Origin of the sequence: Asticcacaulis sp., assembly GCF_027484505.1 — a bacterium.
Classification (GTDB): Bacteria; Pseudomonadota; Alphaproteobacteria; order Caulobacterales; family Caulobacteraceae; genus Asticcacaulis.
The window spans coordinates 1-21,505 of sequence record NZ_JAIXSV010000193.1; the positions used below are offsets into that span (position 1 = coordinate 1).

The window sequence follows — 21,505 nt, forward strand, 5'->3', positions numbered from 1 at the left end:
AGGTTCGCGCCGGTCTTGTAGAAGTCCTTGGGGCGATTATCGACGCCTTTGGAGAATTTGAAATCCCAGGTGCCATCCAGCGACAGGAAGCGCTTTGAGGCGGCCTTGTCTCCCTTCAGCGCCAGATCACGGTTCTCGAAATTGAAGAAGGTCGCCTTCATTGGCTCGCGGTTCACCGCCACCACCTCAGGCTGCTCCCACTCCGCCGTCCCCTGCGTTGGGGGCGTTTGTGCAAACGATAGCACAGGCGCAAGCATCGCCAGCCCGGTGAGAACCGAGGCCAGCGCATAAGGACGATAGGACATGGTGTTTCCCGTAGTTGAGACGCCGTAAGGCGTCCGAAATCAATTATTGAATGCAGGTTGTGGGCGGCCCTGCGATTAATTCGACCTCGGCCACCTCCGCCCTCGCCTTGCCTGCGATTTGCAGGCGATAGCGGGCATAGGCTGCGGTTTTGAGGTCAAACACGCGCGTCATGTGCGGGCGATCAAAGACCTCCCCCTTACGGCGGTCCAGTTCGCGCCAGCGCTTCCCGTTCCAGCCTTCCAGTCGCCAGGCCGAAGGCATGGGCCCCTCCGCACCAACGCTGAGGCTGTAGGCTTTCAGGCAGACCGGTTCGGATCGCTCAAACGTCGCGCTTTGTCCGGGCGCCGCGGCCCAGGTTGTCGAGGTCTTACCATCCACCAGCTCAGGCACCGAGGCTTTGACCGCCACGACCGCCCCGTCATAGGCCCACTGACCGGCTGTGTCGCTCATGGTGAAGGCCAGTTGCCCGCCACCCCGGATTTGCGCCTGTGTAACATAGGGCGTCTCAAGCGGCTGACCATTCAGCGTCACCGCAGCGATATAGGGCCGGTCCGCCCCGGCATTTGTGGCGGTAATCTCGAACGTCTTGCCGCTTTCAAGATGCAGGGCGCTGCGCGCATGACGCGGCCCGTGCAGATAGTAGCGATCGGTCGTCAGCTTCGGAAACAGACCCAGACGGTTGAAGACATAGTTGGAACTCATCGCGCCGGCGTCTTCGTCGCCGGGATAGGCCGTATCTGTGAAATATTTGAACGTATCGCGCGCCCAGTAGGACGACTGATCGGCGCGCCCGATGGCGTGGAACAACCACGGCGTCGAAAAGGACGGCTCATTGGTAATGTCAATCAGATGCGCGCTCAGGGCATATTGCAGACGCTCATTAAAGCGCACGCGACCGCCCATCGCCTCGATCAGGCCATCGAGATCATGCAACACGCCGTAAGAATAGATCCACGCCGTGCCTTCGTAATAGCCGACATTGTTGTGGACCTTGCCATCCCAGCCCAGCTTGGGGTCGATATCCTGAAACGTGCCGTCCGGATAGCGCGGCATCAGGAAGCCGCCAAAACCGTCGCTTTGCGTGGTCGGGTTCCAGATCTTTTTCCAGTTAGAGGAACGTGTCAGAAGCGTTTGGGCTTCTTCCGTGTGGCCGGTCTTTTGCGCCATCTGCGCCGCATAGTAGTCGTTCAGCGCAAAGCCCAGAGTCGATGAGCCGGATTTGGCGCGCTGATTGTTCGGTTCCGGGCTGAGATCACCCACACCGAAATAGCCGTCGCTCAGGTAGCGCGGGCGGCGGCGCTCAAACGCGTTGAAATGGGTGACGCGCCACGCCTGCGACCAGTCCACGCCGTCCGCGCCGCGGATCAGCGCCTCGCCCAGCACATTGTCCACCTCATCGCCGCCCTGACCCACATGGTAGTTCTGGCCGCCGATAATGGCCGTATCCGCCGCGCCGAACTTGTCAAACGTGTGGATCAGACTGTTGAGGTTGGCGGTGTAATTCTTTTGCGAAATCAGCGACATCAGCGGGAACAGGGTGCGATAGGTGTCCCACAGCGTATAGTGATCGTCCCAGTTGGGCCGATTGAGTTGGGCCTTCGGCTGATCCAGCGAGCGGTCACGCGGCTGAATGGAGGCGTGATAAAGCGCGGTATAAAAACGCCGCGTCTGGGCCTCAGTCAGGCCTGAGACTTCGATCTTGGACAGCTGCGCATTCCACGCCACCTGCGTTTGTTGCCGCACAGCATCGAAGTCCCAACCCGGAATCTCCTGATCAAGAAGCGCCTCAGCGGTATCGGCACTGGTGAAGGAGACGGCCAGCTTGACCAGAACCGGTTTTGACGGGTCGCCTTTGAAGGTCAGCCAGGCCCCCAGCCGCTCATCCGGCCCGGTCCGGCCTTCGTTCGCGCCCGGTTTCGCTGTGGCTCTGTCGAAAATGCCCCAGCGGGTGGGCGTCTGGCTCAGTTTGGCGACGAACCAGATGTCGATCAGCGCCGGGTTCCAGTAGCCCTTGGCCTTCACATGACCGATAATCTTGCCGCTTTGCGGATAGTACTTCACCTCCGCCGCTTCGGAGGCAACGAGGCCGCCGACCTTACGCGTCACATCAATAACGAGCTGCGCCTCATCGGTTTGCGGATAGGTCAGACGGTAGAGGGCCGAATAGTGGGCGGGGGTAATTTCCACGCGCGTCTTATATCGCGTCAGATCGACCGCGTAGTAATCTGCCGCCATCTCAACATTGGCCTTATCCGACAGATGGTCGGGCTCGTTGAACACAGGGGCGCCGACCTGCGGCGACAGCAAAAACGTCCCGTAGGTCGTAACGCCGCCTGAACCCTGCGTATGCAACTGCCCAAAGCCGCTGATCTTTTCAGCCGGATTATAGCCGGAATTGTTGGGATTGAGCGTTTCCGGCGACGGATGGATCGAGCCATTCGGGCGCGCCGGGCCGGGAATGGTGTCGCCCTCGTTGTCATTGCCGAGGCCGATACGCAGATCAGGCAGGGTATAGAGCGCCGGTCCCGCCACCGCTGGAAGCGCGGCGCAGAGAAACGCAAACACCCACAAGGCCCCGTGCACGGACCGCTTCATAACCACCTCACCCGTCTCGTTTTTAATCTCTGTAAAAAGTGCGGGCCAGCAGGGACTGCCGGCCCGCCCAGTCAGGATGAGTGCAGCGAGACCGAGGGGAAGAGTCCCGCCGTTACGCCTACCTCAGGTATCGGGTCGCGAAATGCCACTAAAGCAACCCAATGCGTACACCCCCGGCACGCCCCGGAGGAAATTTGCAGGCCTCAGGTCGCCACCTGATGCCCGAATCTTTACCGCGCGTCCATTCAGCCATAGTCGCCGCCTCAATTGGCCTGACCTTTGCTGATTTAAAGGCACGATTTGCCTATTGGCCACGCGATAAATAGAAAGGTAAACCAATTTCGCGCCCTTGACAACACCGTAATCATATTCGAAATTTGAATGGAAACTTATGCTTTTAAATGATTTTTATCGTTGTGTGGCGCGTCTTGAAATTTTTGCGCCGCACAAAATGGTTGCCAAATTTTCACACGATGCGGCTGAATTTGGTATGACCTAACCGGCGAATTGGGCTTCCATAGAAATCTACCCATGCCTTTTGACGCCCCCAAAGATCATAAGACGTCAAACCGGCTTGCATCGTTTCTATATGTGTAATATTGTCCCTATATGAGAGTTTTCTTTTCGCCTCCCAAGCGTCTTTCGGCGTAGCGGGAGGCAGAAACGTGTTCCGATCGCTCACTCCCTGATGCGGAACACCCCATTTGAGCCCCTCCTGAAAAGGAGGGGCTCTTTTTTTGATTTGTGAAACGGTTTATGCTCGGTCGTGACAAATTCGGCTTGAAGGTGATTGCTCGTCTCTATATTTAAAATAAAAGCCTATAAAAATGACACAGGGATATGCCTTCAGGAGCTTTTATGCCTCGCCTGCGACCCACTGCCCTCGCCTGCCTGTGGCTGTTGTCTTCGGCCCTGATCGGCCCCCTGCCCTATTCTCGGGCACACGCTCAGGCCCCGGCGGCCACGGGCGGCCTGCGTCCCAATATTGAGGGGCAGATTTCAACGCCGCTGCGCTATCGGCCGGACAAAGGAGATTTCGTCATCCGCAATGGCGCGGAGTACTTCAATCGGGCGCTTTATGGCGGGCACACGGCCTTTCGCGTCGATGCGGGCGACAAGCCGGAATTTTCGCTCTACCTGCCTGGCCGCGGCGGCAATCTGCGGCTGGGGCTGCGCACCGCAGCGGGTATCAAGTGGATTAATGACGCGCAAAACACCGAGAGCCGCTATCGCCCCGGTGAGATGCTGTACACGATCCGCGATCCGCTGATCGGCGCGCAGGGCCGCCTTGTTATCGAAGTCATTGCCGACCACGCCAGCGAAGGCCTGCTGTTGCGCGCCAACGGGACGGGTCTGCCCAAGGGCACGGAACTGGTCTTCGCCTATGGGGCGGGCAACGGGCAGCGCGGCAATCGCGACGGTGATATCGGCACCGAAAAAGTGCCGATCAGCCAGTATTTCCAGTTCAAACCCGACTATGCCGAAGGCACGCGCTATGAGACGGATGCGCAGATCTTTCATGCCGACAGCCGCACGGCCGGCCTGACCGGTACGGTCTCAGCTCCGGCCGCGCTCAAACTGTCCGATGCGACAAAATGGGCCGATGCGGCGCAGCTTCTGGCCTCTGACAACAGCGCCGCCATACAGGTGGTCACCGGCCATGTAGCGCTGGGCACGGCCCCGGTCTATCTGGCCATACAGGTCACGCGACGCGGCGCGGCGGAGGAGCTTGGCACCTATCGCGATGTGACGGCGGGCAATACAGGCGCACGGGCAGAAACCCTCTCGACCACGCCTGCCTATGCGGCGTCCGAGCTGGCGGCGCGTTTTGAAGACGCCCGCCGCCATTTCGCTCAAATCCGCACACGCGTGCGTACCGAGACCCCCGACCCCTATCTCGATGCGGCCATGGGAGCGCTCAACATTGCCTCCGACGGACAGTGGGATGAGCGCGACGGCGGCGGCATCATGCACGGGGCGATCGCCTGGCGCGCGCGGCTTCTCGGCTGGCGCGGGCCCTATGCGCTCGATGCGCTGGGCTGGCACGATCGTGCGCGGCAGAATTTCAACGGCTGGGCGCGCAAGCAGAACACAAAGCCGATCCCCGACTTTGTCGCACCCCCGGAAGAAAAGACCAATCTGGCGCGCAACCCGGACGGGCTGCATACCAATGGCGACCTGTCCAACACCCACTACGACATGAATATCGGCTTCTTCGACGCGATGTTCCGTCATCTGTTGTGGACGGGCGATCTCGAATACGCCAAACGCGTCTGGCCGGTGATCGAACGGCATATGGCGTGGGAAAAGCGCCTGTTCCGCCGCGAATATGGCCCGGACAAGCTGCCGCTCTATGAGGCCTATGCGGCTATCTGGGCCTCGGACGATATGCAGTATTCCGGCGGCGGGGTGGCCTATACGACGGCGTATAACCTCTATCACAACCGCATGATGGCGCGCCTTGCCGCCCTGATCGGCAAGGACCCAACGCAATATCAGACCGAGGCCGATCTGATCGAACGCGGGATGCAGACCTACCTGTGGATGGAGGATCGCGGGGCCTATGGCGAGTTCCGCGACTATCTCGGCAAACAGATGCTGCACCCCAGTTATGGCGTGTGGAGCTTCTATCACAGCATCGATTCCGGCGCGCCTGATGCGCTTCAGGCGGCGCGCATGGCGGCCGATCTGGAGCGCCGCCTGCGCCCTTTGCCCGTCACCGGTGAAGGCGTGCCGAATGACCGGCCCTATCGTATGCTGCCCTCGTCGGACTGGATGCCCTATAGCTGGTCGATCAATAATGTGGTGATGGGTGAGAACCTGCACACGGCACTGGCCCTGTGGCAGGCAGGCAGGCCCGACAGCGCCTATGAGATTACGCGCGGCAGTGTGCTGGGCAGCTTCTATATGGGCATCGCCCCCGGCAATGTCGGCAGCATGAACTATCTCGACGTCTATCGCCGCGAGTCGCAGCGCGACTTTGCCGACGGCACGGGCGTCATGGCGCGCACCGTGGTCGAGGGCCTGTTCGGCGTGCGCCCGGATGCGCTCAGCCGTACCCTGACACTGGTACCCGGTCTGCCGCCGGAATGGGACCACGCGCGGCTTACCCATCCGAACCTCAGCCTTGCCTATCGGCGCGAGGGTCAGACCGACATCTGGACCGTCACCCCTTCGGATCAGCGATTCACAAAGGCTGTCTTCGACCTGCCTGTGCGCCGTGACCGCGTGGCGCGCCTGACCGTCAACGGCCAGGCCGTCAAATGGGACGCTCCGGAAGGGGTTGGCGCGCCCAAACTGCGCCTTGAGTCGGCTTTGACAGGCCGCACTGAAGTGCGCATCGTCTGGGCCGGTCAGGCCATCGACCCCACCAAGGCGCGCCAGTTGCCGGAGGCTGACCCACACTTTACAGCGATGTATCAGGGCCAGTTTATCTGGCTGGCCCCCAAGGCCCGGACACCGGACTATGCGTCCTGCCCTGTAACCGCGCCCGTATGGGCGACGGCAGCGAAGACGATCCGCGCGGACGCAGTAGACCTTAGCGCCGCCTTCAATGACAAGGTGACCAATATCTTCCAGCCGGGCAAGTACCGCTCGCCGCGCTCGCCCTTCGTGTCGCTGGCCATGCCGGCGCAGGGCATCGGTGCGTGGGCCGGGCACGTCAATGCCACGGCCTCTATCGACGATGCGGCCTTGCGTCAGTCAGATGGCGAAATCACGACCGTCAATGGCCTGCGCTTTCGCACGCCTGCCGATGGCAACAATATCGCCTTCGCGTCGCTGTGGGACAATTATCCGGACGAAGTGAGCGTGCCCTTAAGCGGACAGGCGGCGCGTGCCTTCCTGCTGATGGCGGGATCGACCAACCATATGCAAAGCCGCCTGACCAATGGCGAAGTCGTCGTCACCTATACGGACGGCACGACGCAGGTGCTGACCCTGCGCAACCCGGAAAACTGGTGGCCGATCGAACGCGACTATTTTATCGACGACTATCAGTTCCGCCTGTGCGGCGAAGTCCCTGTGCGCTTAGACCTCAAGACGGGCAAGGTCTGGACACCGGGCCCCGACTGGAAGGGTCGCGCCAGCCGCGAAAAGATAGACGGCGGCGCGGGCAGCGTGCTCAGCCTCGACCTCGATCCCAACAAGACGCTGCAAAGCCTGACCGTGCGCGCCGTGGCCAATGAGGTGGTGATCGGTCTGATGGGCGTCAGTCTTGAGCGCTGAGCGCTGGCATCGGCGACATCGCGGCAAAAAAGAACCCACTGTCGCGCGACAGTGGGTAAGATCTGAGAGAGAAATAAAACCGAACCCCGTCCTATGAAATTTTAAGACCGGGAACCGGGTAACTACGTGATCAAACACACACTCACGCACTCGCTATACGCCCCGGACCGTTGCAGGCCATGAGGGGCGTCGGAGCTATGGGGGCCATTCCGTATGGGATCGGCCGAAAGGGATCAGGGCCTCAGACACGTCAGGATCAAACGGCCAGACTTGTGACCATCATCTCCCCGGCAGGCACGCCTTGTCCAGTGATTATTATTTCAATTTGGTTTAATAATAGCAATAATACTACAATTTGTAGATTTCAATCGCAAATTTCACCGAAAGCCGATTTTGTAAGTGAAACCGTCCCGGTAAACGGCCCGCCGTATCCTGATTGTCTCAGGCTTTGGGTTTAGAATCTGCTGTGCCGCGCCTGCCGGTACGGCAGACCATATAGACACCCAGCCCTTTGGGGCGTAAGATTCAACCGACAGTTTGGGCGCCGCAAGACGGACGCCCGACACCCCTCCGCCGTGTCATGGCCGTTACGCCCCTGCAAAGAGACAACACAACGGAGGATTATCATGCCCAAGAACACCATCTGCCTGTGGTACGCGCGCGAGGCCGAAGAGGCGGCGCGCTTTTACGCCAGCGTCTTTCCCGATAGCGCGGTGACCGCCGTGCACAAAGCCCCGACCGACTTTCCGGGCGGCAAGGCGGGTCAGGTGCTGACCGTCGAATTTACGGTCTGCGGCATTCCCTGCTTGGGGCTGAATGGTGGCGACGCCTTCCAGCAAACCGAAGCCTTTTCGTTCCAGATTGCCACCGAAGATCAGGCTGAAACCGACCGCTACTGGGACGCCATTGTTGGCAATGGCGGCAAAGAAAGCGCGTGCGGCTGGTGCAAGGACCGCTGGGGCCTGTCGTGGCAGATCACGCCGCGCGCCTTAAGCGACGCCATGAAGCAAGGCGGCGAGGTGGGGGAGCGCGTCTTTCAAGCCATGATGACCATGGGCAAGATCGACGTGGCGGCCATCGAAGCGGCAGCGAAGGGCTGAAAATAGCCATTTGTAGCCATGTGTGGCTATAAGTGGCTAACCGACGCTGAAATCCGTCTCCGGGCGACCACGCACCCACACTTCGAGCAGCGGGTCGTTAAGCCGCCAGGCGCGCTCTACCTTTTCTGCCACCCCTAGCCGCGACAGACGGCGCAGCGCCGTCTGCACACGGTCATTGGCCGGAACCCCCTCACCCGTTAGCGCCGCCAGACGCGCGGTCGAGCTTTCGGCATAGGGCTGTTCGATATGCTCGGCCAGCAGCCGCAAGATGGCGCGCTGAAGCGAACTGAGGCCGCTCCACATACGGTCAAATCCGAACTGTGCCCCCAGCTCATCGAGCACATGCGTCATGGCCGTGTCGGGCGTCAAACGGTCGTGCGCCATCAGCGCGATCAGCCATTGCTGAAAGAACAACGGATTGTTCTCGATGCGCGCGAACACCCGCAGCGCGTCGCCCCGTTCGATACGGCGGCGCGCCTTGGCCCGGAACACGGCCAGTTGGTGATCGACAAAGCCATCATCCAGCGCGGGCAGGGTCATCTGGGTGGCGAAGCGGTAAAAGGGTGCTTCGCGGGCATCGAACACCTTGCGCAACCCCTCCTGCGACGAGTCGGTAAAGACCGAGACCAGCCCTGAGCGTCGGCGGTCGAGGCTGGTGCGCAGGGCCGCGACGATGGGCGCTGTATGAGGGCTGCGCGCCACCTCCTGAAACTCGTCGAACAGCAAAAGCGTCGGATATTTGTCGTCGGCCAGCCGCTCACAATACTGATCGAGCAGCAGCAGATGGTCGTCCTGCGGCTTACCACGCAGGCTGCCCAGATCGACCTCGACCTCTGTGCCGCCGGGCGCAGAGAGTTTGAGTGTCGGTGAGAGGTCGCGCATCGCCGTCCCTAACCGGTCGCTCAGCCGCCCACCGCGCAGGGCCGCGTCAAAGGCGTAGAGCAGGCTGGCGATCGGGGCTTCGACCGTCTGCCACAGACTGACATACACCACGCGGTGTTTGCGTGCCTCGGCCAGAGGCGCCAGGTCTTCGCGCAGAAACTCGGTCTTGCCTGTGCGGCGCGGGCCGAACAGACTGAGCGCGGAAGCCGGGCTGTCGATCAGCAGGCTATAGACCTGCTCGGCAAAGGCCCGCCGCGGGAAATGCCATTCCGATTTTGCCACGTTACACCTCCTGTAGCCACTTATAGCCATGAATGGCTAACAATGGCTACAGGGACTCATAGCGACGGACGGATACCTTCAACCCGCACACGCCAGCCGTGTTTGGGGAAGCCGGGGGCCGTCCCGCCCTGCCCGTCCCAGCCGCCGGCCATCAGAGCGATGGCCAGCAGCAGGCTGCCGTTTGAGGGGAAGTAGGTCTCCGCGGCGCGCTGATAGCCCGGTCCGTCCGGCCCGGCATTGGCCTGCGCTCCGGCCCCCGTTGCCGTCGGCACAAAGGCGGCGGCGTGGGCATCGAGGTGGACGCGCGGCGTCATACCGCTTTGGCCATAATGGTTGTTTTTGGCCTCAAAAAACAGCCAGTCAATCGCCTCTTCCGGGGCGTTCAGCCGTGCGGCGGTCATAGCGATCATGGCATAGTCCCAGCCCCAGGTCTGCCGCAGGTCCCAGTCGCGTTTCATACGGTCCAGCGTGCGGCGCATGGTCGGCTTATCGACGCCCCCGCCCGGCAGCCAGCCCAGCGGCATCAGGAAGGACGGATGGTCGCGGTTCTGGCACGTCTCATTAATCGCATTCGATTGGCACGCCCCCGCCGCCTTGTCCCAGAAGCCGGGTTCAGACCCCACGGGCAGATAGAGGCCATCCTTTTGCGGCAGGTCTGGCCATTTGGCCAGCACCGCATCCCAGTCGGCGCGGCGGCCCTTGCCCGCCCGCTCGCGCCACGCCTGCGCCGTCTCGATCCCCCAGCGATAATAAGCAACCTCGAAGGCCGGATCGTAGGTGGTCAGAGGGTCGAAATTCTCCTGCACCGGGATGATCGGCGGCCCCAGACGGTACTTGTCCGTCTGTTCGTCGAGGTAGGGGAAAGAGGCCAGCAATTCGGCGCTCTGCTCGACCAGCTCACCATAGGTTTTGAGGATGCGCCCGCTGTCGCTTGCCCGGTACAGCAGTTCGCACATATAGATGGGGTGCGGTTGCTGCCACATGATGAAGGGCGAGACCTTGGACGGGCTATCGACGCCATCCGGCCCGATCATCTTGGGCCACCACGCGCCTTTCAAGCCCTGTTCGGCGGCGCGCGCTTTGGCCTTGGGCAGGAAGGTCACATACCAACCGAGGCTCCTTTCCAGCAGGTGCGGCCGGCCCCAGAGAGCGAAGTGCGCCGAATGCCAGGGGTGCATCTCAAGGTGCGACTTGCCGTTCCAGCTATTGGAGAACAGCCCCTCCTCCTGCGGCGGGAAGGCCCCGGCCGCGTTCACCGCCATCAGATATTGCGACAGGATGACCCGCCGCTCCAGCTCCGGCGCGCGCGGATCAGTCGAACCGCTGAAATCGACCATGCCACCCTCCGACCAGTAGGCGATCCAGTGCGTTTCGGTGGCCAGCTTGGCCGCGGCAGGCGTTGGAAGGGCCGCAATGGGATCAGGCGAAAAGGCCGCCATGACCGTCAGGGTCGTGGTTTTTGCGCTTACCCGATAGGTGTGCGGCGCGCTGGCCTCAATAGCGCCCCCCGGTGCGACGATGGCCGCGTAATAGGTGGTCGCGTCGATCTGACGCTTCAGCCGCACTTCACCGGCCCTGCGCGACACTTCGGTTGTGGTGTGGGCGTCGGGCGCATTCCAATCCGACGGATCGGGGTTGAGCGTCTTTGATACACCGGGAAAACGCACCGTGACGCCCAGCCGGCCCTGCGCCACCAGAGCAGACGTCACCTCAGCCATGATCGTATCGCTGTCGGGCAGGACGCGGGTGACGACCGTCACGGCCTCGCCGTCATAGATAAAGCGGCTGGTCAGCGTGCCGGTCCACAGGTCGAGCGTCTGCTGCGTATCCCTGACATCGGCAAAGCGCGCGGGCGTCCCGTCCTTCGCCCGCAGGTCCAGCGACAGCCTTCCCAGTGAGAAGCGATGCGGGTTTTCGCGAATCCAAGCCACGGCAGGGTTCTTTGCGGCCTCGGCCCAGTCTTTGATATAGCCATAGCGGCGCTTTTGCCCGCGCACGTCGATCTCGATCTGCGTATCGCGGACGGTGTAGCCCTGCGGATTCGGGAAGCGGTGCCAGGCCCATTGCGCCTCGATCAGAAGTGGCGCGATTTTCGAATAGGGCTCGGTAAAGGTCTGAAGCCCCGTAATATCCGCCGTAAAACCGATATTGCCATTGCCCAGCATCAGCGGCGCGTGCGGATCGACCTTGGTCAGGATCGGATTGTGACGACGGACCAGCGCCTGACGGTCGATGCGCGTCGTTTCAGCCGCATAGGCTGGCAAGGCGACCGTGGTGCCAGTGGCCGCCGCCGTAAGCAGCAGATGGCGACGGGAAAGCGAAATCGGCATGGGCGGTCTTCCTGTAAGGGGTAAGCGGCGATTTCCGCAGTCTCTTTATTTGTAATCTTGTATCACCAGAGAGCGGCTCTATCCGCATTGGGGAGGGGCGGCAAATGTGTCCGGCGTGATATTTTCCCCTTTTCATAATACCGCCATCCCACGATAGCAATCGTATGAACCGCGGCCATTTCTTCATAATCACGCACATTCAATCAAAAAATGGCCTGAAAGCCACACATTTTTTCATGCAATTGCTCTGTTGCGTTGCAATATTTCGCAAATGAAAGGGGTTTCAAAAAATGTGTCGAAATTGAGCATTTTCGTTTACACCCCCTCACGCTTCGAGTATCTATTTTAAAAAATACATTCCGATAAAAGGGACGAAAATGCCATCAGAGAGATGGGTGGGCCTGATTTCCGCCACGAGCCTTGCCGTGTCTATTGCCGCCGGGCCGCAGATGGTCGGGGCGGCGGTGATCGGCACCAATACGCCGGCGCCTGAGGTAAGCCTGAACCGTCTGGGCGAGCTGCCCGCCGCGCAGCGGGCCGCGTGGGCCGACTATATTGCGCGCTCGCAAAAGCAGATGGCCTTCGATAGGGCGGCGCTGGCCGCAGAGCTTCAGCCGGGCGAAACCCCGCCCCCACCGCCCGTGGCCGGCAGCGGCAAGATGGCGCTCAATAAGGACGCCGACTGGTACGCCTCTGCCGAAGCGCGCGCCATGGCCGACACCATCGTCAGCTTTCAGACCCCGTCGGGCGGCTGGAGCAAGAATCAGGACCGCACCAAGCCGCCACGTCTGCGCGGTCAGCGCTTTGGCAATAATGCCGAGACAATGGAGCTGAATACGGGCAGTTTTGATGCCCCGCACGACCGCTTCTGGACCTTTGTCGGCACGCTGGATAATGGCGCGACCTGGACCGAGATGCGCTTTTTGGGCCGCGTGCAGGCGCAAGCCCCTGGCAAGGACGGCGACGCCTATCGCGCCAGCCTCCTCAAGGGCATCAACTACCTGCTGATGGCGCAGTACCCCAATGGGGGCTGGCCGCAGAACTATCCGCTGGAAGGCGGTTTCCACGACGGCATCACCTTCAATGACGATGCGGTGGCGCAGGCCGCCCTGCTGCTGACCGATATTGCCGAAGGCAAGCCGGATTTCGCCTTCGTGCCCGCCGATCTGCGCCGCAAGGCCGGTGAAGCTGCCGCGCGCGCCTTGCGCCCCATTCTCGACGCTCAGATCGTGGTGAATGGCAAAAAGACCATCTGGCCGCAGCAGGTCGATGCCCTGACGCTCGCCCCCATTTCGGCACGCAATTACGAGATGCGCTCTCTGGCCAGCGCCGAGAGCACCGATGTGCTGCTGTTCCTGATGCGCCAGCCAAAGCCGTCGCCGGAAGTGCGTGCGGCCATCCATGCGGGCGTCGAATGGCTGAAAGCCCACGCCATCTATGACAAGGCCTTTACCGAGGTCAGCAAAGAAGAGGGCCGCAAACTGATCGACAAGCCGGGGGCGGGTCCGATCTGGTCGCGCAACTATGACATCCAGACCGGCAAACCGATCTTCGGCGACTGGGACAAGTCGATTCAGGATGATGTGAACAATATCTCCAAAGGTCGCCGCAATGGCTATTCCTGGTACGGGTCAGGGCCGAAAAAGTCCATCGATGCCTATGCCGACTGGGTGAAAAAATACCCGAAATGACTTTTTGCGGCGACCAGATGACACCGGTAACCGCAGCTCACAAAAAACCAATCACACCACCCGGAAGCCAATTCGGGGACACCACAAATGGGAAGGGATGAAAACCATGAAACTCAGAAGCACCGCACTTATGTTCAGCGCCTCTCTTGTGGCGCTCTGTAGCGCCAGCGCGGCACTGGCCCAAAACGCACCCGCGCAACCGGCCGCCAAAGCCGACGACGTTCAGGAAGTGATCGTCGTCGGCGCGCGCCGCGCCGAACAGTCGGCCATCAACCGCAAGAAGCGCGCCGCCACGGCGCAGGATTCCATCGTCGCCGATGACGTCGGTAACTTCCCGGACAAGAATGTCGGTGAAGCTATCGCCCGCATCGCCGGTGTGGCCCTGAATATCACCGACTCCGGCGATCAGGGTGGCTTCACCATTCGCGGTCAGACCGACGATCTGATCCGCATCGAAGTGGACGGCATGTCCATGCTGCCGACCGACTCGCAAAACGGCCGCTCGGTGACGGCGCTCAACGACATGTCGTCTGACCTGATCAAGAGCGTGGACGTCATCAAGGGCCAGACCGCGGATATGCGCCCCGGCGGCGTCGGCGGCACGGTGAAGATCGAACAGCGCGGCGGCCTCGATTTCGCCAAGCCGCTGTACAAGTTCAATTTGCAATATCAACGCAATACGCTGGATGGCAACTGGTCGCCGCGCGCCAACCTCATCATGACTCGCAAATTCCTCGATAACCGTCTGGGTGTCCTGTTCAACTTCACCTATGACGACGCGCGCACCTCGACCGATTTCAACAGCGTGTCGGACAAACAAGTCGGCTATCAGCCGTTTGGCGACCACGACAATTCGCCGGAAAAGACCTTCACCACGCCCTACGACAAGGTGGCCGCCGCCGTCACGACCAAGGCTGGCTGCGCGGCCCTGCCAACGACCGGCATCAACAGTCGCCTGAACTGCTACGCCCAGTGGGAAGACTATGCGCCGTCGCTGCCGCGGATGCGTCGCGAAAACCGGCGCGATACGCGCACTTCGTTCCAGCTGCGCGCCGACTATCGCTTCAGCGACAGCCTGACCGGCTTCATCTCCTACAACCCCAATATCCGCAAACAAGATTTCCAGGCCTATAACCTGCAAATCATCGCCCCGTCGGGCTCGACCTCCACGGCCGGCGTGCTGAGCACCAATATGCGCAATGTCGTGGTCAATGCGAACCACTACATCACTCAGTACGATCTGATCCGGGGCAACGGCGTCACCACGCTGAACTATGACAGCCAGATCCGCGATATTCAGCGGACCAATGAGCAGCACTACACCCAGATTGGGCTCGACTACAAAAAGGATCAATGGATCGCTAGGGGCCGCATCCAGTACGGCTCTGCCAAGGGGGAGCGCGAAGACGATGCGTTCAAGATCATCGCCTCCATCCCTTCGGCCCGCTTTTACATGATCCCGGAAAACGGTTTGTGGACGTTTGACGTACCGAATGTCGATCTGACCAGCCCGGCAGTCTACTATCCTACCTCACCGGACAATGCCGGGGCTACGCCACGTCCCGGCGTGTTCCAGAACCCGACGACGACCGCGCGTCTGGAATACACGCCACAGGCCGACAAGAATAACGAGCTGAACGTTCAGTTGGATGTCACCCGCTTCTTCGACCATTTCGGCCCTCTAAAGAGCGTCAAGTTCGGCCTGTCGCACACGGCACGCGAAAACAAGACCTGGCGCGAAGGCGGCTTTAATATCGCACCGGGCGTCACCCTGTCGCGGGCCCGCAGCCTCGACTATATCCGTCTGTGTGACCCGAGCGTCAGCGGCGCCAATTGTCAGTACGGCTCACGTACCCTCGTGACCAGCCCGACCAGTCAGGATCGTCTGGAAAAGGAACACATGCTGACTCCGGCGCAATATCGTGAGCTGCTGCAAAACAGCATCATCAAGATGCCAGGTGCCAACTATTTTGAAGGCATGCCGGACCGCGGCGCGCTGATCAATTCGTGGACGGCGTTCGATTTCGACAGCTTCTTCAGCACGCTGGGCCAATATGCCGACCTCAGCCACCACAATCTGAACTGCCTGTACGAATGTATCGCGTCTGACGGCAAGACCTACACCCGTCCCAGCTATTCGACCGAAGAAGGCACCACCTCGGCCTACCTGATGGGCGATTTTGAAACCCGTCTGTTCGGTATGGATGTCACGGGTAACCTTGGCTTCCGCTATCAGAAGATAGACGTTCATGCCGCGCCTTCGGTCAACTTCTATAACCGAACGCTCGACACGACCAAGGTATCGGCCCTAAACCCGGCCCCCTATACCGACGTCTTCGTCTCGCGCCGCGTTACTCAGGTTGATCGTCAGTCGGAAGACTTCCTGCCAAGCTTCAATCTCGCCGTCTGGCCGATCGAAGATCAGGTGGTTGTGCGCTACTCCATCGCCAAGCAACGCGCACGCCCCAGCATGACGCAGCTAACCGGGACCAGCGCCGCCAACTGCTATAAACTCGATCAGGCCTTGCTGGACTTCTACAACAACAATCCGGGCTATTTCGACGACGGTGATCCGGACACCGAAGACCCCTCCGCTTCGACCGCTACGCGGTGTTCGGGCCGTATCGGTAACCCCGAACTGAAAGGCTATGAGGCCACCACCTCTAACCTGTCGTTGGAATGGTATCCCAACAAGGACACGCAGGTCTCGCTGGCCTCCTACAGCATCGACGTGAAAACCCAGCGCCCTGAAAACATCACCCTGCCGGAATACGAGCTGGAAGGCACCAAATACATCGCCGATACCTTCGAAGATGGTCCCGGCGGACTTAAGCAAACCGGGTTTGAAGTGTCGGCCAAGACCGCCTTTACCTACCTGCCTTGGTATCTGCGATATACGGGCGCGGGCTTCAACTACTCCAAGACCGAGTCGAATGCGGCGAATACGGCAGTTGATCCGATAACGGGCAAGGCCCTGCCGCCGCGCGGTCAGTCCGACTACTACTACAATGTCAACCTTTGGTACGATGATGGTCGTCTCAACGCCCGTGTCGCCTATCAGAAGCGTGACTTCTATTACGACCGCATGGACGCCAGCGAAGGCACCAACCGTGTGCCAAACGAAGCAACCCAGCAAGCCCTCGGCATCAATCTGGAGCCCTTTGGGGGCGCGACCAGCTACTTCAAGACCGTAACACCTATCTACAAAAACGGCTCGAAGTCGCTGGACGCGCGCGTCTCTTACAAGGTCAACAAGAAGCTGGAGCTGTTTGCCGAAGGTAAGAACCTGCTCGATGACACGGTGACCCGCTATGCCCCGGATGACTACCGCAATATCGGCGGTGGCACCCCCTATGTCTTCGATACCCTCTACTATGGTCGCCGCTACTACTTCGGCATCATCACCACCTTCTAAACCCTTTCAGTACGCGTAACTTTGCCCGTAACTGAGTCCGGCCCCTTTCACCGGGGCCGGACCTTTTTAAGGACGTTTCCCATGACCCTGCACCCGCGCCTTAAACACGCCCCCCTGTCGCTGGTCATGGGCGCCCTTCTGGCCTCATCCGTCGTGGCCGCAGATGCGCCGCAGACAACCCCCGTGGCCGGGATCGAAGCGCGCTGGCTGACCCCGCCGCCGCGCCCCAACACGACCTTTGCCCCGGATCGCGTGCCGAGCCGTCAGGCGGTGCTGCCCGTGCTGGAATACGTCGCCGCCTCTCAGATCTCCGATATGAGCCGCCGCCCTATCCAGCTTTCGACCGGCTCCAACCTCTCTGAAATTTCCTCCAACTGGGTGGCCGCGACCTTCTACGTCGGTGCGGCGCGACTGGCGCGGATCAGCGACAATCCCGACACCCTGCGCTTCCTGACCGCCACGGCAGAGCACTATCATTACAGCTTTCGCGGCGCGCGGGCCGAGCGCCTGATGCTCAATGCCGATGAACTGGCCATCGGCGACCTCTATCAGGAACTCTATGCGCGACGGGGGCAGCCGGGTGTGCTCATGCCCCTGCAACAGCGGCTCGACTATATGGTGCCGCACCTCAACCGCCCGCAGGAGACCGAGGCCCTGATCTGGTGGTGGAGCGACGCTCTGTTTATGGCCCCGCCGGTTCTGGCGCGGCAATCGGCGCTGAGCGGCGATCCGAAATACCTCAGGGCCATGGATAAGGAATGGCGGCGCACGGCGGCGCGCCTGTGGGTCGAACAGGACCGCCTCTTCCTGCGCGACGAGCGTTTCAAGGACCAGAACCACCTCGGCACAGGTGGCAAGCCCATCTACTGGGCGCGCGGCAATGGCTGGGTGATGGGGGGACTGGTCCGTGTGCTGGACGCCATGCCCGCCGAGTTCGAAGGCCGCGCCTTCTATGTCGATATCTTCAAAAAGATGGCCAGCCGCCTCATTGAATTGCAGCAGGCCGACGGCCTGTGGCGCAGCGACCTCAATGACCCGAAGGGCTATCCCGAAGCCGAAACCTCAGGCTCGGCCTTCTTCGTCTATGCGCTGGCGTGGGGGATCAATCACGGCCTGCTGGACCGCGCCACCTATCAGCCGGCGGTGACGAAGGGCTGGGCGGCGCTCAATCGCCACATCCTGCCCAATGGTCTGATCGGCGCGGCGCAAAAGACCGGCGACCGCCCTGTGCCGACCAAACCCACCGATGTCGGCCCCTACGCCACCGGAGCCTATCTGCTGGCCGGGATCGAGGTGATGGGCCTCAATCAACCGGTGCAGAGCCTGCCCGAAGCCCCGCTGCCCCGCGATAGCGACGACGCCATCTTGGCCACCACGCCGCAACCTATCGCGCCGGTCACTGTGGTCGGTGACGCCGAAAAAGCACGCCGCGAGGCCGAGATGAAGGCCACACGCGCCCTTGCCTACGATCCGGCGACGCTGAAACGTCCGGCCCCCATTGAAAAGCTGACGCCGCCCGCGGATCAGACGCCTCGCGCCGTCGCCCGCTTTGCGCCAGACCGTTTCGATGACCTGCTATGGGAAAATGACCGCGTGGCGCACCGTATCTACGGCCCGGCTCTGGAGGTGCGCGAAGCCCCGTCGGGCTCCGGCATCGACGTGTGGGCCAAGCGCGTGCGCTACCCCTATATGGACCGGCAACTGAAATTCCCCAACTATCACACCGACCGCGGCGAAGGGCTCGACTATTACGATGTCGGGCGCGGGCGGGGCGCGGGCGGGCTGGGTATCTGGTACGACAACAAGCTATGGACTTCGCGCAACTTCTCGACCTACCGCATCGACAAGAGCGGCGGTGATGAGGCGACATTCAGCGTCGATTATCGCCCCTGGCCCGTCGATGTGGTGCGTAAGGTATGGGAGACGCGTACCTTCTCCCTGCCACTGGGGTCAAACTTCACACGCATGACCTCGACCCTGCGCTCGGATACCCAAGAGCCGCTGATCGTTGGCATCGGGATCAACAAGCGCAAGACCGATGGCGGGTCGGGCGTGGTGACGAAGGACGCCAAGGCAGGCATTTTAAGCTTCTGGGAACCGGATGTCGGTGATCACGGCCATATCGGCATCACCATCGCCGTCGATCCGACCATGGTCGAAGGCTTTGCCGAAGACGCTGAAAACTATCTGATTCTGGTGCGCGTCACGCCGGGGCAGCCCTTCACCTACTATATGGGATCGGCCTGGGATTGCGGGCTTGATTTCAAGTCGCGCGACGCGTGGGACGCCTTTGTCAGGACCCAGAGCTTCGCCTTTAAACCCGTAAAGTAAGGAGTGCCCATGTCGGACTCGACCCGCCGCGCCACGTTGAAAGGCCTGTGGGGGGCCTCGGCCCTGCTGCCTCTGATCGTGGGACAGGCCGCGCAGGCGCAAGCCGCCGCAGTGCCCGCAACGGCACCGCCAGGCCAGGCTCCGCGCGCCTTTACTGACCCGAAGACCGGCCGTCGCGTGATACGGATTTCCGACGAAGACGGTTCCGGCGTCCTTTACTTCTATCGCCATGCCTTTACGCCGCAAGGCGACATCATGGTCATCAAGTCGCCGTCGGGCATTGTCGCCGTGCGCCTGAGCGACTGGAAGACCAGCCTGCTCGTCAATGGCAAGAATAACGATCTCCTGTTCATGATGCGCACCACGCGCGAGGCCGTCTATGCCGTCACTGACCCCGGCGAAGGTGAGGCCGAGGACCGCCCCAAGACGCTCTACGCCATCCATGTGGACACAAAACAGGTCCGCAAACTGACGCGCATCCCGGCCGGCCGCATCACCTGTTCCAATGCCGACGACACGCTGCTTCTGGGGCAGGTCGCCTATGGGGCCAAACCCTTGCAGCCCAAGGACAAGGGCTCGCTGGAAAAGTTCGGGCAGGCCGAATACGCGGCCTTGGGCCCGGACGGCAAGCCGCTCAACTTCGCCAGGGCCAAGGGCGTGCGGATGCTGGAACGCTGGGCGGCGCGCGTGCCGGCGGAGCTGTTCACTATTGACCTGAAAACCCAGGCGCGCCGTGTCCTTTTTAAGACCGAGGAGTGGATCGGCCACGCACAGTTTTCGCCGACCGACCCGAGCCTGATCCGCTTCTGCATGGAAGGGCCGTGGCACCGTGTGGATCGGATTAAACTGATCAAATCCGACGGCACGGGGCTGAAAAGCGTACACACCCGCAGCATGAATATGGAGATCTGGGGTCACGAATTCTTCAGCCACGATGGCAAATGGCTGTGGTACGACCTGCAAACCCCGCGCGGTCAGGTCTTCTGGGTGGCGGGCCTTGAACTCGCCACCGGCAAGCGCGTGTGGAAGCGGCTGGAACAAAACGACTGGGGGGTGCACTTCAACATTGCGCCCGACAATAAAACCTTTGCCTCGGACGGTGGCGATGCCGACATGGTGGCCCATGCACCGGATGGCAAATGGATTTCGCTGCTTGAGGCCGAAACCATCGTCGATGCCGACCTGCCCTCTTATGACGACAACCTGATCACCATTGAAAAGTTCAGGGCGACGCGGCTGGTCGATATGGCGGCGCACGACTACCGGCTTGAGCCCAATCTTCGCTTTACGCCCGACGGTAAATGGCTGGTCTTCGTCTCCAACATGCACGGGGCCAACCACGTCTATGCGGTCGATGCCCGGCCGGGGGCGACTGGCTGATCATGTTTGAAAAGACCTATTACGCCACCCACCCCGACCAGTTGGCGCTCGCCGATACGCAGGCCCTGCGCGACCGCTATCTGATCAGCGGCCTGTTCGCGCCCGAAGCGGTCAGGCTCAACTATCTGCATCAGGAACGCCTCGTGATCGGCGGGGCCGCCCCGGTGCAGCAGCGCGTGGCCCTGCCGGAGGTGAGCGAGCCTGCCTCCGCCGCCGGATCATCTTTTCTGGCGCGCCGCGAAATGGGCGTGGTCAATGTCGGCAGCGGTGCGGGCGTCGTGCGCGTTGAGGGGGTCGCCTATACGCTCAGTCCGCTTGATGCCCTCTATATCGGCGCGGATACGGGTGAGGTGACGTTTGAAAGCGTGGACGCCGCGACCCCGGCGCGCTTCTACCTCGCCTCTACCCCCTCGCATTTCAGTTACCCTACCCAGCACATCCCGCTGTCGGGCAGCCACCCGCTGGAACGCGGCAGCCTTCAGACCTCAAACGACCGCATTATCCATCAGCTGATCGTGCCGCGCGTTTGCCGTTCGGCGCAGTTGCTGATGGGCCTGACCCTGCTCAAGCCCGGCAATGTGTGGAACACCATGCCGCCACACCTGCATGATCGCCGCTCAGAGGCCTATTTCTATTTTCAGATGGGTGAAAACGATCGCGTGTTTCACTTCATGGGGCAGCCGGGTCATACCCGCCACCTCGTCGCCGCCAACGAAGACGCCATCATCTGCCCGCCGTGGTCGATCCACTGCGGGGCGGGCACGTCCCACTACGCTTTCATCTGGGCCATGGGTGGCGAAAACCTCGACTATGGCGATTTTAGCGAACTGGACCTGTGTCAACTGGCCTGATACCAAGGGTCATTGAAAATGACTCTTGGTATTCCATTCGAGAATGTCTCATGTCACTGACACATATGAGACATTCTCGTTTCTTCAACGGCCGGATGCGGTCAGCATCTTCGGC

11 protein-coding genes are annotated in these 21,505 nt (G+C 61.2%); 7 read left to right on the top strand and 4 right to left on the bottom strand.

All coding sequences use genetic code 11. The annotated features are described in order from the left end of the window. Both Q0072_RS11970 and Q0072_RS11975 read right to left on the bottom strand, forming a co-directional pair. Nucleotides 1-305 (bottom strand): hypothetical protein (locus tag Q0072_RS11970; RefSeq protein WP_298330331.1); only part of this gene is annotated, 305 nt, incomplete at its 3' end. A 43-nt stretch (nucleotides 306-348) separates the two neighbouring features. After that, nucleotides 349-2,901 carry a GH92 family glycosyl hydrolase gene (locus tag Q0072_RS11975; RefSeq protein WP_298330333.1) on the bottom strand — a complete coding sequence of 851 codons (2,553 nt, stop codon included), beginning with the start codon at nucleotides 2,899-2,901 and terminating at the stop codon, nucleotides 349-351. Nucleotides 2,902-3,759: 858 nt separating this feature from the next. Between Q0072_RS11975 and Q0072_RS11980 the strand changes: the two genes are divergently transcribed. Next, a complete protein-coding gene (locus Q0072_RS11980; RefSeq protein WP_298330336.1) occupies nucleotides 3,760-7,128 on the top strand; it encodes a DUF4450 domain-containing protein in 3,369 nt (1,122 codons plus the stop codon). A gap of 626 nt (nucleotides 7,129-7,754) precedes the next feature. Next, the gene (locus Q0072_RS11985) at nucleotides 7,755-8,228 is read left to right on the top strand and encodes a VOC family protein (RefSeq protein WP_298330338.1); all 474 of its coding nucleotides are present in this window, start codon (nucleotides 7,755-7,757) and stop codon (nucleotides 8,226-8,228) included. Between the two features lie 36 nt (nucleotides 8,229-8,264). On the opposite strand, the gene Q0072_RS11990 is transcribed toward Q0072_RS11985, so the two are convergent. Both Q0072_RS11990 and Q0072_RS11995 read right to left on the bottom strand, forming a co-directional pair. Further along, entirely contained in the window at nucleotides 8,265-9,392 is a 1,128-nt protein-coding gene (locus Q0072_RS11990; RefSeq protein ID WP_298330341.1) for a hypothetical protein, read from the bottom strand. Nucleotides 9,393-9,448: 56 nt separating this feature from the next. Then, entirely contained in the window at nucleotides 9,449-11,722 is a 2,274-nt protein-coding gene (locus Q0072_RS11995; RefSeq protein WP_298330344.1) for a hypothetical protein, read from the bottom strand. 377 nt (nucleotides 11,723-12,099) lie between these two features. On the opposite strand from Q0072_RS11995, the gene pelA reads away from it, so the two are divergent. From pelA to kduI, 5 genes are all read left to right on the top strand, one after another. After that, the gene (gene pelA, locus Q0072_RS12000) at nucleotides 12,100-13,413 is read left to right on the top strand and encodes a pectate lyase (RefSeq protein ID WP_298330347.1); all 1,314 of its coding nucleotides are present in this window, start codon (nucleotides 12,100-12,102) and stop codon (nucleotides 13,411-13,413) included. A gap of 106 nt (nucleotides 13,414-13,519) precedes the next feature. Continuing rightward, nucleotides 13,520-16,828: a TonB-dependent receptor gene (locus Q0072_RS12005; protein ID WP_298330350.1), complete on the top strand. Its 3,309-nt coding sequence runs from the start codon at nucleotides 13,520-13,522 to the stop codon at nucleotides 16,826-16,828. 81 nt (nucleotides 16,829-16,909) lie between these two features. Next, entirely contained in the window at nucleotides 16,910-19,159 is a 2,250-nt protein-coding gene (locus tag Q0072_RS12010) for a glycoside hydrolase family 88 protein (RefSeq protein WP_298330353.1), read from the top strand. Nucleotides 19,160-19,168: 9 nt separating this feature from the next. Next, on the top strand, nucleotides 19,169-20,539 hold the full coding sequence (locus Q0072_RS12015) for an oligogalacturonate lyase family protein (protein ID WP_298330356.1): 1,371 nt from the start codon (nucleotides 19,169-19,171) through the stop codon (nucleotides 20,537-20,539). Nucleotides 20,540-20,541: 2 nt separating this feature from the next. Beyond that, nucleotides 20,542-21,390 carry a 5-dehydro-4-deoxy-D-glucuronate isomerase gene (gene kduI / locus Q0072_RS12020; protein ID WP_298330358.1) on the top strand — a complete coding sequence of 283 codons (849 nt, stop codon included), beginning with the start codon at nucleotides 20,542-20,544 and terminating at the stop codon, nucleotides 21,388-21,390. Nucleotides 21,391-21,505: the final 115 nt, after the last annotated feature.

Bases quoted from the DNA above. Each gene is read 5' to 3' on its own strand.
- Q0072_RS11975 (WP_298330333.1), bottom strand. From the start codon at position 2,901: ATGAAGCGGTCCGTGCACGGGGCCTTGTGGGTGTTTGCGTTTCTCTGC.
- Q0072_RS11980 (WP_298330336.1), top strand. From the start codon at position 3,760: ATGCCTCGCCTGCGACCCACTGCCCTCGCCTGCCTGTGGCTGTTGTCT.
- Q0072_RS11985 (WP_298330338.1), top strand. From the start codon at position 7,755: ATGCCCAAGAACACCATCTGCCTGTGGTACGCGCGCGAGGCCGAAGAG.
- Q0072_RS11995 (WP_298330344.1), bottom strand. From the start codon at position 11,722: ATGCCGATTTCGCTTTCCCGTCGCCATCTGCTGCTTACGGCGGCGGCC.
- pelA (WP_298330347.1), top strand. From the start codon at position 12,100: ATGCCATCAGAGAGATGGGTGGGCCTGATTTCCGCCACGAGCCTTGCC.
- Q0072_RS12005 (WP_298330350.1), top strand. From the start codon at position 13,520: ATGAAACTCAGAAGCACCGCACTTATGTTCAGCGCCTCTCTTGTGGCG.
- Q0072_RS12010 (WP_298330353.1), top strand. From the start codon at position 16,910: ATGACCCTGCACCCGCGCCTTAAACACGCCCCCCTGTCGCTGGTCATG.
- Q0072_RS12015 (WP_298330356.1), top strand. From the start codon at position 19,169: ATGTCGGACTCGACCCGCCGCGCCACGTTGAAAGGCCTGTGGGGGGCC.
- kduI (WP_298330358.1), top strand. From the start codon at position 20,542: ATGTTTGAAAAGACCTATTACGCCACCCACCCCGACCAGTTGGCGCTC.